Below are 12,960 nucleotides of genomic sequence, written 5' to 3'. Positions count from 1 at the left end.
CTCTCGAAAGGACCACATGAGCATCACGGTTGATGAACCGGGTGTGCTGTTCCCCTTCGGTGTCCCCGATCCCGAAGCGCCCGTCCGAGTCTTCTGCCTGCCGTACGCGGGCGGTGGCGCCGGCCTCTACCGTGCCTGGAGCCGGCGTGCCGTACCGGGCGTGGAGTTCGTCCCGGTGCAGCTGCCGGGGCGGGAGAACCGGCTCCACGAGCCGCCGGAGCACGACTTCGACACCCTCACCGAGCGCCTGGCGCATGCGATGGCTCCGTGGACGGGCGAGCGCTACGCCCTCTTCGGGCACAGCATGGGCGGTCTGCTCGCCCACGAACTCACTCACCGGCTGCACGAGTTGACCGGGCGGCCCGCCGACCTGCTCGCCGTGTCCGCCTGTGCGGCCCCTGATGTGGAACGCCCGGCCTGGCGCATCCACGACCTGCCGAGAGAGGAATTCGTCGCGGAAGTGCGGCGGCTCAACGGCACCCCGCAGGAGGTGTTCGAGGACGAGGATCTCCTCGACCTGTGCCTGCCGCGCATCCGCGCCGACTTCTCCGTACTGGCGAGCTACCGGAACCGGCAGCGAACACCGCTGGCCGTTCCCGTCACGGCGCTGTGCGGAACCCGTGATCCGCAGGTGCCCACGTGGTCGGTGGAGACCTGGCGGGCGCACACGACCGGCGACTTCCGGCTGCACCTCGTCGACGACGACCACTTCTTCATCCACCGTCACGAGCAGGCCGTATTCACGCATATCACCGATGGGCTGCACGAGGAACTCACGTGATGCGAGGAATTCTCCCGCTCCCACTGCCCGCACAGGAAGCCGGAAACCGAATATGAGCAATCCCTTGGACGAGCCGGACGGCTCGTTCCTGGTGCTGATGAATCACGAGGCCCAGTACTCACTGTGGCCGGAATTCGCAGAGATTCCCGATGGGTGGACGGTCGCACATCCGAAGAGCGACCGGCAGACCTGCCTGGATTACATCGAACAGCAATGGACGGATATGCGTCCGAAGAGCTTGGTGAACGACATGACAGGGGATGCGGCATGAACAAGGCTGGTGCGACGATATCCGAGGTGTACAACCACGCCCTGGCAGCTTCGGCGATCAGTGCGGCATGGGAAGTTGGTGCCTTCGACGCGCTGCGGGAGTCCGGCCCCCTGGACGCCGAAGCGTTCGCAGCCGAACGGGGCCTGGACGTCGCCTCGATGCATGAGCTGTTCCGCGCTCTGGCCGCGGCGGATGTCGTCACCCGGGAGGGCGTCAAGGTCCGCCCCGGCCCGAACTTCGACGACGCGGACCGGTCCAAGTCGCTGTTTCACTGGATGACCCGAGGCTGCGGCGAGCTGTTCAACACTCTCCCGGACCTGATCCGGGTGGAGAACCGCGAGGGTTCCTTCTACCGGCGTGACGCGGCGGCGATCAGCGTCGCCTGCCGCGAGATCAACGCCGAGTGGTGGGACCCCGTCTTCCAGCCGGTGGTGAACGGCCTGGACTTCACCTACGTCGCCGACCTGGGCTGCGGCAGCGGCGAGCGGCTGATCAAGCTGGCCAAGTCCAGGCCGGGCGTGCGCGGGCTCGGCATCGACGCCGCCGACGGGGCCATCAAGGTCGCCACCCACGCGGTGGCGGAAGAGGGCCTTTCGGACCGCATCAGCATCACCCAGGGCGACGCCACCAAGCTCGAACCGCGCGCCGAGTACGCGGGAGTCGACCTGCTGACCTCGTTCATGATGGGACACGACTTCTGGCCGCGGGCCGAAGCCGTCGCCTCCCTGCGGCGCATCCGCGAGGTCTTCCCCGACCTGAAGCACTTCCTGCTCGCGGACGCGACGCGGACCACGACGTACACGGACAGCGAGATGCCCGTGTTCAGCATGGCCTTCGAATTCGCCCATGCCGTGATGGGCGACTACCTCCCCACGCTGGAGGAGTGGGGACCGGTCTTCGAAGAGGCCGGCTGGCGCCTTGCGGGCCAGCACCCCATCTCCGTACCGGCCGACAGCGTGATGTTCCACCTGGTCCCCGCCAGCTGACCTACCACCGCCGCCCCCGTGCCTCCCCCCGAGGCACGGGGGCGGTCGCACCTCAGAAGCCCTAGCCGTCCGCGGCGCCGCAGCCGCACCGGCGATTGGCGACCGCGTCGAGCCCATCGAAGCGGGCCGGGTTGCCGGCTGCGACGGACGCGTGGTCATGACAGGCCGGGCAACCCTGTATGATCATGATGCAACTTCGGTGCACAGCACGGAAGTCACGCGTCTGTGGTCCAAGGAAAGACGTCCGCCAGCCGGCGGGAAATGCAGGTGCAAGGCCTGCCGGGCGCTCCACACAAGGGTCCCTGCCTCATTTGAGGCAGGGACCCTTCGTCATTCCGGCACTCGGACACCATCAAGCGCGCCACCCCACACCACGCACCGCCTCGGCTCAGCGGTGAGAGCAGCCTCCGGAGCACCCGTCGAAGGCACCGCGTCAATCACTTGCCGAGAGCGGATAGTCGCCTCCCGATCCGGATAGGGCGAAGCGTCCGCAGTTCTTAGGGTTTCGAAGAACTCAGCGCTCAGGAGGCATATATGGAGAGCTATCGCGGTGCGCGGACGGCCTTGATCGTAGGCGCGGGCATGACCGGTCTCACCGCGGCGTCGGCCTTGGCACGCAGGGGGTGGCAGGTCGAGGTCGCCGAGATCGGCGCGGCCGGAGCGACATCCGGCTGGGGGTTGTGTCTGACCGGTCCTTCGCTCCGTGCGCTGGACGAGCTGGGGCTGGCCGACCCGTGTCTGGCCGCGGGCTACGGAATGAGTGTGATCACGCAGGTGGATGTGGACGGCGAGCTTGCGGGCGAGGTGCGGTTGCCACGTCTGATCGGCGCCGAGCGGCCCGCGATGGTCGGCATGGCGCGCCCCGCGCTGTACCGGACGCTGCGCGAGCAGGCCGATCGGTGCGGCGTGGTGGTGCACCACGGGCTGACCGTCGTTGCGGTGGACCAGGAGCGGGAACAGGTCCGCGTGCAAATGTCGGACGGGACGCCCCGGCGGGTCGCGCTGCTGGTGGGTGCGGACGGGATCCGCTCGTCCGCACGGCGTCTGCTGGGCCTTGAGACCTCGGTCGAGTACCACGGGCAGATGGTCTGGCGGGCGCTGGTGCCCCGCCCTCCGTGGGCCACCGGGATCTATCAGTTCGCCGGGAAGGTCAATACGGCGGGGCTCGTGCCCATCTCGGCCACCCAGGCGTACGTGTTCCTGACGGAGAACGGAGTGGAGCGAAGCATCCTGCCTGACGTCGAACTCATCCCGCGCTTACGGGAGTTACTCAAGGTCTTTCCTGGCCGGGTGGCGGAGATCCGCTCCCTGATGGGCGGGGCCACGTCGGTGGTACGTCGCCCGGTGCTGACGGCGTTCTTGGACGGTGCCTGGAACCAGGGCACCGGCGTCGTCATCGGTGACGCCGCGCACGCACCCGCACCCCAGATGGCCAGCGGCGCGGCCCTGGCCATCGAAGACGGGGCGGTGCTGGCCCAGGAACTCGACTGTCACACGTCGATCGACGCAGGGCTCGAGGCGTTCGTCAGCCGGCGCGCACAGCGGTGCCGGACACTCGTGGAGACCTCGGTGGCGATCGCCGACCTGGAGCAGGCGCAGCGCCACGACGAGGCGTACCCGCTGGTCGACGCCTGTCACCAGCAGATGGCCGAGCCCGCATGACCATGACCATGCCGCGGGCACAGCGCGTCAGCCACCCGCTGCGAACGAGGGACGGCGCACGGCGCACGAGGAGCGTCGGACGCCTACGGCGACTTCCCGAACCTGAGCACGGGGCCCCAAGACGGCCCGGATGTTCCCCGACGGCCACATGGGCAAGGGCCCGGTGCCGCCCCACCACCGTCCTCAACTTGCTGCCACAGCACAGCAGTTGATCTACACAGCCCGAGAGAGCCCACCATGGAAAACAACAGCCTGATCACCCACCTGCGGCACATCGATGTCGCCATGCCCAACTTCGCCGAGCAGCGGCAGTTCTACACCGAGCTGTGGGGACTGACGGAGACCGCAGGCGACACCACCTGGGGTTCCGGCTCTCGGACACCATGTGCCTCGGCAGCCGCGGCGAGATCATGTGGTTTCTGCGGTGCCACACCTTCCACCACAGCTTCGGCATCGTCCGCGGACCGCACGCGGCCTTCCACCACGCCTCCTTCGAGATGCGCGGCATCGACGAGTTCATGCGCGGCACCGGCCGGATGCGGCGCCTGGGCATCGAGCGACTGTGGGGACCAGGGCGGCACCGCGCCGGTGACAACACCTTCAGCTACTTCCTCGACCGGGCCGGAAACACCGTCGAGTACACCACCGAGATGGAGGTCCTGAACGAGGACACCTGGCACCCCCACCTCTACGACCTTCGCGAGCCCGCCAACGCGGATCAATGGGGCACGGCCAACGAGATGGACGAGTTCATCGCCGCCAAGTCCCATAACGACGTCGACTCCGGACTGTTCGTGGCCCCGCCGGTGTGAGCACGCCCACGAGGGAACCGCGTCGGCCGTGGACGCAGGACCTCAGGCCAAACCCCCGGACGGGCCAGCAGCAGCGGTGTCACACTGTCAGCAGGACTCGGCCGCCCGCACCCCACGCCGTGGTGGCCGCCCCAGGGAGGTGAACGCGTGCCGGCTCCGCTGCGCAACTTCCTCATCACCAAGTCCAGCAACCCCGTCGACCTCTTGAACGCCGCAACCCGCCTCTTCGGCGGCTCCATCTCCACGTCGCCGCTGGACGGCCTGTGCAGGGGAGAGCACGAACTGCGCGGGGTGGCCGCGCGCGACTTCGCCGTCGGCTACTTCGCCTCGCCGCTCGACGTACGCGTCTCCTCGGCGGGAGGACGCAGCTCCTACTTCGTCAACATCGGTGTGTCCGGCGCGATCGCCGCCTCCTGCGGCGGCCTGCACACCACCCTCGACACCGCCACAGCCGGAGTCGTCAACCCCGGAGACACCCAGGAGCTGCGCCCCGCACGCCCCACCCCTTCACGCTTCCTGGGCGTTCGGATCGACGCCGCCCTCGTCGACCAGGAGTTCACCGCACTGACCGGGCGCCCGCCGGTGTCCACCGTCCGCTTCGACTTCGCCCTCGACCTGGTCAAGCCCAAGGGCCGCGCCGTACTACTGCTGGTCCGCTCCCTCCTGGAGCAACTGGACTCGGGAGACCCGCTGTTCCAGCGTGCCGAACTCCAGCGCAGCCAACTGCGCTGCATCGTCACCGCGCTGCTCCTGGCCCAGCCCCACTCGCACACCGGCGAGCTGCGAGACGGTCCGCAACCCGGCCACCCGCGCTCCTTGCGCGCAGCTCTCGCGTTCATCGAAGCCCACCTCACCGAGCACATCACCCTCGGCGACCTCGCCACAGCCGCCGACTGCGCCCCGCGGACCCTCAGCTCCGCGTTCCGCGACCGGCTCGGCCTGTCACCCATGTCCTACGTACGCAACCTGCGGCTGGACCGGATCCGTCAGGACCTCCTCACCACCACCGACAACGTCGGCACCATCGCCTACCGGTGGGGCGTCTCCCACCTGGGCCGCTTCGCCGGCGACTACCACAGCCGTTTCAACGAGCTTCCCTCCGCCACCGCAGCCCGCCGGTAACAGCACCGTCTGCCGGGCCGCACCATCAGGTCGATCAAGAAGCGGGGCAGCCTATCGGCCCGGAACGGATCGTCACACACCGATACCTTGTGCCCCATGCCTGATAACCCGTTCTGGACGCTGCCGATGGACCACATGACCACCGGCAGCGGAACCCGTTACGAACTGACCGTCCTCCAGCCGCCGTTCACCGTGAGCACGGCAGAACTTCCGCCCAACGATCCCGCCCAGGCTGCCGCGTTCGCCCGCTCGCTGGACACGATCGACGACGTGCTCGAAGACCTCGGCACCTGCAAACAGCGAGACACCCATACGGTCAACACCCGGGCCGATCTGGACGTCGTTCAGGTCGGGGTGTGGGGCAACCTCATGTCGATCTCCGAGCCGGCGTTCGCGGACGACGGCAACGACATGCCGCTGCTCGCCGAGGCCACCCGACTGCGCAAGCGATTCCCCGACGCGCGGATCGTGGGACGGGTGGAAGTCCACTGTGGTGCCGAGCACACCGAAGACCTCGTATGGCTCCCGGACGGCACCATGTTCCACGCCTGCGGGTGGCCCGGCGACGAACCCTTCGTCGTCGCCGGGGACCCCCAGGCCGTGATGACCGCCCTCGGTATCACCGCGGAACTCCTCGACGAGCTCGAGGTGTACTTCGACCTGGACGACGAGCCGGACCAGAACGACTGGGGCGCGCTCGCCACTGTGTGCCTCGGGGACGCCGACCCGTGGGGCAGGTCCGACTTGGACGCGTCAATACTGCGGGTGCGGCACAGCGAGTCCGCCACCAGCCACATGGAATCCCTTTACTTCATCACTGGCTGATGGCCACTCAATTCCAGTTGCACATCGCGGCGTTGATGGGGCTCGGCTCCGCTGCTGTGGTCAGCCGCGTCCGGCGAAATTCTGTCCGACGCCGAGTTGGCGCAGGTCGGTGAGGACCTTGGGGTCCTGGGCGTCGAGCCAGTCGCACAGTTGGCGGAAGGAGACCAGGCGGACGTCCTGGTGCTTCTCGTCGGTGATGTGCTTGATGGCTTCCTCGACGGCGTCCATGTAGATGCCGCCGTTCCACTGTTCGAAGTGGTTGCCGACGAAGAAGGGGGCGCGGTTGGTCTCATACGCGCGTTGGAAGCCGGCTATGTAGGCGTCGGCGGCCTGCTTGCGCCAGCGGGGGTAGTTGGCCGGGGGGCCCTTGGTGGAGTTCTGGGACTGGTTGTAGAGCATGTTGTAGTCCATGGAGAGGACTCCGGCGGGGAGGTTGCCGAAGGGTATGGACTGGAGGGGGAAGTCCCAGATGCCCTGCTTCTTGGTGGGCCAGATCTGGAGGCCGCCGGGCGAGCTGGCGTCGTAGCGCCAGCCGCGCTTCTTCGCCGTGGGCAGCAGGTTCTCCTGGCCGAGCAGGCAGGGCGTGCGGGCGCCGACGAGTTCCTTGCTGTAGTCGAAGGGCAGCGGGTCGAGGTCGGTGAAGCCGGTGTTCGTACGCCACTTGGTGACGAAGTCCATGGCCTGCTGTATTTCGGAGTCCCACTGGGTGGGGGTCCAGTGGGCGACCGAACCGCTGCCGGTGCCGCAGAAGTGCCCGTTGAAGTGCGTGCCTATCTCGTGGCCCTCCAGCCAGGCCGCGCGCACGTTCTTCAGCGTCAACTTGATGTGGTCATCGGTGAGATAAGGGATGTCGGAGGCGCCGACGGGGTTGTTCGGCGGGCGATAGAGGCGCTTCTTCGATTCGGGCAGCAGATACAGCCCCGAGAGGAAGAAAGTCATGGAGGCATTGTGGTCGCGGGCGAGCTTGCGGAATCGGGGGAAGAGGCCGTTGCCGACCTCGCCCGCCCCATCCCAGGAGAAGACCACGAACTGGGGCGGCTTCTGGCCGGGCTTCAACCGCTCCGGCTGGGGCGGCTGATGGGGCTGCTTTCCGGTGTACGCGGTCGAGCCGTCGCCGATCGGCTTGCCCTTCGCCGTCTTTCCGTCCTCGCTTCCGACCTTGCCGGAGGCCGACGAACCGGAGAGGGAACAGCCCGCTACGGACAGAGCCGCCGCCGCTCCCACCCCGAGTCCGAGCATTCCTCGCCGACTGTAATCACGCATAACGGTGCCCATCGCATTTCGTTCGAAGTTCTGGTGTGGGGGACCACCGGAGAAGTGGGACGCCCAGAGGGGAGGGAGGGGGAGGCGGATGCCGATTTCCGCTTCGACCCCGGAAAGGAGGATTCTCAGAGGAATCTCAGTGGAGTAATGCGGGCGGCCTGGTCCGCCCCTTTTCTGTCTTCGCAGCCGTTCTGGCGCGAGCGTCGTTGTGCGGCGTCAGCTTCTGCATGCCGGTGCTCCCCCGTGCGATGGGCGGGGCGGAAGGCTGAAGACTCAGCGACCGCAACCAGCGCCCTTGGATGCCCCTGACTCTCACGGAGATCGCTAGTGCACCGGTAACGCCTCACTAACAGCCGATGCACATACGCAGCCTGCGCCGCTTTTGTACTGCGGGCTCATGTCCGGCCGTGCGGAGTTGCAGCTCCGGAGGCACGGCGTGACGCTGGGTGGAGGCCGGAGGGAGAAGACGCCGGAGGCGTACGCCGGAAGGACAGTAGCCGTGACCGACCCTGTACAGATCCTGTGGACACCTGCCGGGACGGCCATGCCGTCGCTGGGCTCGCGCGCCCTGGTCGACGTACACGACGGGGATACGCCGTCCATCAAGATGCCGGTCCGCATGCTGTCCGTCGACACTCCGGAAACGACGGCGGATACGGCTGAGCAAGCCGAGCGGGTCGACAAGGAATTCAAGCAACTGGCCGCCTGGATACGGGAGGGCATCGCGCCCCTCTCCGATGACCTCGCCGAGTTCCTGTTGCCGAAGATCGAGACGGGGCACGCGGGCAGCCTGCAATTCGCCCAGGGTACGGCGGCAGCCGCGTTCAACACGGAGAACATCAAGAAGAGGCTGGCCGAGGGCAGGAAGCCCGGCAAGGAACGCAGCATCTTCATCCGCACCGCCGACGCCCAGTTCGACGACAACAACCGCCTGCTCGCCTACCTCGCGCCGAACTACTCGAAGAAGGAACTGGCCGACCTGCCACGGGAAAAGAGGCCGACCTTCAATCTCGATCTCATTGCCGAAGGATGGGCGGCGCCTTTCATCATCTACCCCTCCATCCCCGGCGAACTCGACCTTCCCCTCCTCCTCCGGGCCGCCGACAAGGCGGTCAAGGGCAAGAAGGCCATCTGGAAGGACCCCAAAACCCTGCTCGCCTACGAGTACCGGGCCATCGAGAAACTTCACGACGTGACGAAGAAGAAGGCCGAGGGGCAGGAGTGGGAGCCTGGCGAGGCGTTCTCCTGGCGGACGAGGTACTGCGTGGATATGCGCAATCGCGAACTGCACGGACCGGAGGACTACTTCCGCGTCCCGCCGATCTACCGGCTGTGGCTCTGGCCGCAGGACGTGAAAGAAGCCCTCGGTCAGCTCAATCTGACTCCGTCGCGAAGGCTCGCGGGAGCCGACAGCCGCGCACGCTGAGATCCCCAGTGCCGCCCACCCCGTTGCCGCGTCATTCCTCCAGGGCTGCCGCGATGCGGTCGAGGTCGGTGAGGAGCGCCGTCATGCGCTCTGGCGGGATCGCCTGCACCATGCGCTGTTCGACGGCGTAGACGGCGGCCTGGACCGCGGTCAGGCGTGCATGACCTTCGCCGGTGAGGTGGGCGGGCCGGGCGCGGCCGTGGTCGGCGGTGGCGGGGCGGGTGATCAGTCCCGCTTCCTGAAGGCCCCGCAGGACGACGTGTCCGGACTGCCGGGTGACGAAGGTCGCGCGGGCGAGGTCGGCGTTGGACATGCCGGGGTGCAGGGCCAGGAGTTCGAGGGTGGCGTACTGCGGCACGGTCAGTCCGTGCTCGCGCAGGACCTTGTCCATGGCGCCGCGCAGGGCGGCCTGGGCGCGTTTGAGCAGGTATCCCGCGTGCTGGGTGACGTCCTTCGCGGGATGGGGCGGCTCAGGTGGCGTGGACTCCTTCATGTCAGCATTTTGACATACGCGGACGCGCGGCCTTAGCGTCAGAGATGTCAAAGTCCTGACATTCGAGGAGTGAGGAAGACCCATGTCTGCCACCATCGACGGCCCCGACTTCGTGGCCCTGCAAGTCCGCGACGTGGACGCGGCAGCGGCCTTCTGCGAGCAGCACCTGGGCCTGCGCCGGGCCGCGGTCTCGCCGCCCCACGCGGTCGTGTTCGACACCGAGCCGACCCCGTTCGCCGTCCGTGAGCTGCTCCCGGGCATCGACCTCGCCGATACCGCACGGCCCGGCCTCGGCGTGGCGATCTGGTTCCGGACCGCCGACGCTCACCAGCTTCACGACCAGCTCGCCGCCGCCGGGATCAAGATCCTCACCCCCATGGCGAACAGCCCCTTCGGGCCGATGTTCTCCTTCGAGGGCCCCGAGGGCTACACCCTCACCGCACACGGAGGCTGACCGGTGGCCGCCGTCTCCCTCACCCCCGCCGGGCCCTTCTCGCTCGCCGCCGGCCTCCGGTTCCTGAAGGGCTTCACCCCCGCGCGCCATCACCACGCGGCCGACGGGATCCTCCGCCTTGCTTTTCCCGCCGATGACACGACGTCCGTCGTCGCGGCCACGGTCCGGCAGGCGGTGGGGGCAGACGGCGCCACAGGCACGGTCCAGGCCGAATTCACCGTGCACCCCGGCACCCCGGCACCTCCGGCCCAGGCGCAGGCGCAGGCGGCGACCGCCGGGCCCGCGGCCGACGCAGCCGTGCGGGCCCAGCTCGCCCGCATCCTCTCCCTGGACGTCGATGGCACCGCGTTCCCCGCCCTTGCCGCGGACCCCGTGGTGGCCGGGCTCATGGCGGACTACCGGGGGCTGCGCCCGGTGTGCTTCCACTCGCCCTATGAAGCCGCGGCCTGGGCCATCATCGGCAACCGCATCCGCATGACCCAGGCAGCCGCCATCAAGGCCCACATCGCCCGGCGGCACGGACACCGGATCCACCTCGCAGGCCAGGCCCTGTACGCCTTCCCGGCCCCCGCCGCGCTGCGCGCCCTCACCCACGTGCCCGGCCTGACCGACATCAAGATGCGGCGACTGCACGCGCTGGCCGAAGCGGCACTCGACGGAGAGCTAGACGCAGCCCGCCTGCGCGCCCTGCCCGCCGACTACGCCCTCGCCGAACTGCGCGCCCTGCCCGGTATCGGCCCGTTCTCCGCCGAGCTCGTGCTCATCCGGGGAGCGGGACACCCCGACGTCTTCCCGCGCCACGAACCACGCCTCCACCAGGCCATGGCCACCGCATACGGGCTCGACGCCGCAGCAGCCAGCGACGTCGCCCAACTGGCCAAGATCGCCGACGGGTGGAAGCCGTACCGCAGTTGGGTCGCCCTCCTGCTCCGCACCCGCGCCCAGGACACGGGCCGGCCGGGCGACGCGTGACGGTGCCGCGTCACCGTTAGCCGCGTCGATTCAGAACTTCACGGTGTTCAGAACTTCACGGTGGAGACCGTGTAAACCACCGGATGTCCCGGCTCGTCATAGCTGACCATGATCCGCTGGGAGGGGTGCGGTGCCCGGTCCGCGGTCGTCGTGCCGGCCCAGGGGCCGTCGCCGCCCAGGTTCCAGCCGACCTTGGCCGCCTGGCCGGGCGGGATGGTCGTCCGGTCCTTCTTGAGGGCTTCGGTGCTGGTGCCGACGGCCGCGAGGTAGTGCTCCAGGCCCCACTCGTTGGTGCGGAACTGCACGAACAGGGCGCTGGTCTGCCAGGAGTTGGTCTCGTAGTAGTAGACCGGGGTGGAGCCGACCGGGACCGGGACGTTGTAGATCCGCTGCTGGACCTTGGAGGGGAAGGCGTTGGTCAGGCCGGTGGCGGCAGCCTCCAGTTCCTTGCCCTCGCCGCTGTCGCGGCTCTGCTCGGCGGAGATGACGATGTAGCCGGCCGGGATCGCGATCAGCAGGAAGACGATCAGCGCCATCAGCACCGGACGGCGGCGCTTGGCGCGCGGCGGTGCGGGCGGCTGGTGGTCGTCGTGCACGGAGTGCAGATCGGTGTCGGTCATCGGCGGCCGGCCCGTTCATAGCGTTCGTGGCGCTCGACGCGGCGCCGGTTGGCGCGCCGGAAGCGGCGGGCCACCAGACGGGCGAGGTCGGCGGCGCCGACCATGCCGGCCTCGGGACCCAACTGGGCCTTGGTGATGGTGGCTTCGGGGCGGTAGCCGCGGCCGGTGAGCTGGCGCCGGAAGGCGTCCCTGGCCGGGGCGATCAGCAGGTCGTCGGCGGCGCTGACGCCACCGCCGATGACGAAGCAGGACGGGTCGAGGGCAGCGGCGAGGTTGGCGATGCCGACGCCGAGCCACTGGCCGATCTCCTGGAGGAGTTCGACGCACATCGCGTCGCCCTCCCGGGCCAGCTCGGTGATCAGCGGCCCGGTGATGTCGCCGACGCGGCCGCCGACCCGCTCGATGATGTTGTACGCGACCGGGGAGTCGGCGGCGGCCAGCTCACGGGCCTCGCGCACCAGGGCGTTGCCGGAGCTGTACTGCTCCCAGCAGCCGCGGTTGCCGCAGGGGCAGCGGTGGCCGCCGGGGACGACCTGCATATGGCCGAATTCACCGGCCACGCCGTACTTGCCGCGCTTGACCGCGCCGTCCTCCAGGATCGCGCCGCCGATGCCGGTACCGAGCGTGATCATGACGAGGTGGTCCTGGCCGCGGCCGGCGCCGAAGCGCCACTCCGCCCAGGCGGCGGTGTTGGCGTCGTTGTCGACCATGACGGGGACGGCCAGGCGGCCGGCGAGACGGTCGCGCAGCGGTTCGTTGCGCCAGTTCAGATGCGGGGCGAAGAGGACCTTGGAGCGGTCCGCGTCGACCCAGCCGGCCGCGCCGATGCCGACCGCGTGGACGTCGTGCCGGTCGGAGAGGTCGAGCACCAGCTCGGTGATGGTGTCCTCGACGACCTTCGGGCTCTTGGACTTGTCCGGCGTTTCGGTGCGGACCTTCTCCAGGATGGCGCCGTCGGCGTCGACCACCCCCGCCATGACCTTGGTGCCGCCGATGTCGATGCCGACGGTGGGCACCCTGGGGGCGGTCAGCAGCGAGCGCCGCTCGCGGGTGCCGACCGTGCGCAGCACGGTGGCTCTGGCGGATCCTCGGTGCACCCGGTCCCGGTACATGCTCATCGACCCACCTCTTCGCCGGTACTCCCACACTGCCCGAAGGGCGTGGGTGGTGCCCCCATGCGGCTGCTGCGTGCTCGCAAGAGTCGTCTCGTCCCTGCGGGTCTCGGGAGGCCGGGGCCTCGATGTGCTGGTTCGCTGCGATTGTGCATCACCCG

General features: G+C 68.7%; 13 protein-coding genes, 1 tRNA gene and 1 pseudogene. 11 read left to right on the top strand and 4 right to left on the bottom strand.

Annotated features, from left to right (window positions below):
- The first annotated feature begins 16 nt into the window (after positions 1-16).
- The 8 genes and pseudogenes from QT196_RS31995 to QT196_RS31960 all read left to right on the top strand — a co-directional run bounded on the left by QT196_RS31995 (position 17) and on the right by QT196_RS31960 (position 6,459).
- Positions 17-781, top strand: coding sequence for an alpha/beta fold hydrolase (locus QT196_RS31995; RefSeq protein WP_290356183.1), 765 nt, complete (start codon positions 17-19; stop codon positions 779-781).
- Positions 782-833: 52 nt separating this feature from the next.
- Positions 834-1,052 carry an MbtH family protein gene (locus QT196_RS31990; RefSeq protein ID WP_290356182.1) on the top strand — a complete coding sequence of 73 codons (219 nt, stop codon included), beginning with the start codon at positions 834-836 and terminating at the stop codon, positions 1,050-1,052.
- Positions 1,049-2,038, top strand: a complete 990-nt coding sequence (locus tag QT196_RS31985; RefSeq protein WP_168482219.1) for a class I SAM-dependent methyltransferase — start codon at positions 1,049-1,051, stop codon at positions 2,036-2,038. Before QT196_RS31990 ends, QT196_RS31985 begins: the two co-directional genes overlap by 4 nt.
- A 219-nt stretch (positions 2,039-2,257) precedes the next feature.
- A tRNA-OTHER gene (locus QT196_RS31980) sits at positions 2,258-2,329 on the top strand.
- 243 nt (positions 2,330-2,572) lie between these two features.
- Positions 2,573-3,700, top strand: a complete 1,128-nt coding sequence (locus QT196_RS31975) for an FAD-dependent monooxygenase (RefSeq protein ID WP_266732002.1) — start codon at positions 2,573-2,575, stop codon at positions 3,698-3,700.
- A gap of 356 nt (positions 3,701-4,056) precedes the next feature.
- A pseudogene (locus QT196_RS31970) lies at positions 4,057-4,512 on the top strand (oxidoreductase); the annotation flags it as partial.
- A 147-nt stretch (positions 4,513-4,659) separates the two neighbouring features.
- Positions 4,660-5,634 carry an AraC family transcriptional regulator gene (locus QT196_RS31965; protein WP_266732000.1) on the top strand — a complete coding sequence of 325 codons (975 nt, stop codon included), beginning with the start codon at positions 4,660-4,662 and terminating at the stop codon, positions 5,632-5,634.
- A 96-nt stretch (positions 5,635-5,730) separates the two neighbouring features.
- On the top strand, positions 5,731-6,459 hold the full coding sequence (locus QT196_RS31960; protein ID WP_266731998.1) for a DUF6333 family protein: 729 nt from the start codon (positions 5,731-5,733) through the stop codon (positions 6,457-6,459).
- Between the two features lie 60 nt (positions 6,460-6,519).
- Here QT196_RS31960 and QT196_RS31955 read toward each other — a convergent pair whose 3' ends face one another.
- A complete protein-coding gene (locus QT196_RS31955; protein WP_266731996.1) occupies positions 6,520-7,722 on the bottom strand; it encodes a hypothetical protein in 1,203 nt (400 codons plus the stop codon).
- A gap of 499 nt (positions 7,723-8,221) precedes the next feature.
- Between QT196_RS31955 and QT196_RS31950 the strand changes: the two genes are divergently transcribed.
- Positions 8,222-9,148 (top strand): nuclease, encoded by a 927-nt coding sequence (locus QT196_RS31950; RefSeq protein WP_168482215.1) that lies wholly within the window; start codon positions 8,222-8,224, stop codon positions 9,146-9,148.
- Positions 9,149-9,179: 31 nt separating this feature from the next.
- Here QT196_RS31950 and QT196_RS31945 read toward each other — a convergent pair whose 3' ends face one another.
- Positions 9,180-9,641 (bottom strand): MarR family winged helix-turn-helix transcriptional regulator, encoded by a 462-nt coding sequence (locus QT196_RS31945; protein ID WP_168482214.1) that lies wholly within the window; start codon positions 9,639-9,641, stop codon positions 9,180-9,182.
- An 82-nt stretch (positions 9,642-9,723) separates the two neighbouring features.
- On the opposite strand from QT196_RS31945, the gene QT196_RS31940 reads away from it, so the two are divergent.
- Positions 9,724-10,095, top strand: a complete 372-nt coding sequence (locus tag QT196_RS31940) for a VOC family protein (protein WP_168482213.1) — start codon at positions 9,724-9,726, stop codon at positions 10,093-10,095.
- Between the two features lie 3 nt (positions 10,096-10,098).
- A complete protein-coding gene (locus QT196_RS31935) occupies positions 10,099-11,067 on the top strand; it encodes a DNA-3-methyladenine glycosylase 2 family protein (protein WP_266731992.1) in 969 nt (322 codons plus the stop codon).
- A gap of 47 nt (positions 11,068-11,114) precedes the next feature.
- Here the strand turns inward: QT196_RS31935 and QT196_RS31930 are convergent, their stop codons facing one another.
- Both QT196_RS31930 and QT196_RS31925 read right to left on the bottom strand, forming a co-directional pair.
- Complete coding sequence (locus QT196_RS31930) at positions 11,115-11,687, bottom strand: hypothetical protein (RefSeq protein ID WP_168482211.1); 573 nt, start codon at positions 11,685-11,687, stop codon at positions 11,115-11,117.
- The gene (locus QT196_RS31925) at positions 11,684-12,805 is read right to left on the bottom strand and encodes an ROK family glucokinase (RefSeq protein ID WP_168482210.1); all 1,122 of its coding nucleotides are present in this window, start codon (positions 12,803-12,805) and stop codon (positions 11,684-11,686) included. The genes QT196_RS31930 and QT196_RS31925 overlap by 4 nt, the downstream gene beginning before the upstream one ends.
- Positions 12,806-12,960: the final 155 nt, after the last annotated feature.

This window comes from Streptomyces sp. P9-2B-2, from assembly GCF_030406865.1.
Classification (GTDB): domain Bacteria; phylum Actinomycetota; class Actinomycetes; order Streptomycetales; family Streptomycetaceae; genus Streptomyces; species Streptomyces platensis.
Note: the sequence above shows the minus strand (reverse complement) of the source record. Positions and strands in the feature narration are given on the sequence as shown.

Bases quoted from the DNA above. Each gene is read 5' to 3' on its own strand.
- QT196_RS31925 (WP_168482210.1), bottom strand. From the start codon at position 12,805: ATGAGCATGTACCGGGACCGGGTGCACCGAGGATCCGCCAGAGCCACC.
- QT196_RS31945 (WP_168482214.1), bottom strand. From the start codon at position 9,641: ATGAAGGAGTCCACGCCACCTGAGCCGCCCCATCCCGCGAAGGACGTC.
- QT196_RS31955 (WP_266731996.1), bottom strand. From the start codon at position 7,722: ATGCGTGATTACAGTCGGCGAGGAATGCTCGGACTCGGGGTGGGAGCG.
- QT196_RS31930 (WP_168482211.1), bottom strand. From the start codon at position 11,687: ATGACCGACACCGATCTGCACTCCGTGCACGACGACCACCAGCCGCCC.
- QT196_RS31990 (WP_290356182.1), top strand. From the start codon at position 834: ATGAGCAATCCCTTGGACGAGCCGGACGGCTCGTTCCTGGTGCTGATG.
- QT196_RS31985 (WP_168482219.1), top strand. From the start codon at position 1,049: ATGAACAAGGCTGGTGCGACGATATCCGAGGTGTACAACCACGCCCTG.
- QT196_RS31995 (WP_290356183.1), top strand. From the start codon at position 17: ATGAGCATCACGGTTGATGAACCGGGTGTGCTGTTCCCCTTCGGTGTC.
- QT196_RS31960 (WP_266731998.1), top strand. From the start codon at position 5,731: ATGCCTGATAACCCGTTCTGGACGCTGCCGATGGACCACATGACCACC.
- QT196_RS31940 (WP_168482213.1), top strand. From the start codon at position 9,724: ATGTCTGCCACCATCGACGGCCCCGACTTCGTGGCCCTGCAAGTCCGC.
- QT196_RS31975 (WP_266732002.1), top strand. From the start codon at position 2,573: ATGGAGAGCTATCGCGGTGCGCGGACGGCCTTGATCGTAGGCGCGGGC.